The following is a 218-nucleotide window of genomic DNA, read 5'->3' as shown; positions in this document are numbered from 1 at the left end:
CCTACTGTAGACAAGCCCATCATACAAAAAGGCAGCCAATGGCTGCCTTTTTTGAACCTTACGCTAAAAGCTTCCTCTAACAAGAACCGAGCACTTCTTTGCTTAAGATCGCCTGCCACTCTTGTTCCGTCACAGGCATGATCGATAAACGATTGCCGCGCTTCACCAAAGGCATTTCAGATAATTCAGGCATGGCTTTAAGAGTCGCTAATGGAATC

Annotated in this window: 1 protein-coding gene; it reads right to left on the bottom strand. The window is 45.9% G+C overall.

Going from position 1 to position 218, the window contains the following annotated elements:
- Positions 1–76 precede the first annotated feature (76 nt).
- Positions 77–218, bottom strand: a 142-nt coding sequence (locus tag A3712_RS21655) for an EVE domain-containing protein (protein WP_157618849.1), incomplete at its 5' end; no start/stop codon positions are given.

Origin of the sequence: Vibrio sp. HI00D65, from assembly GCF_001635455.1 — a bacterium.
Lineage (GTDB): Bacteria > Pseudomonadota > Gammaproteobacteria > Enterobacterales > Vibrionaceae > Vibrio.
This window is presented reverse-complemented; position numbering and strand designations above follow the sequence as displayed.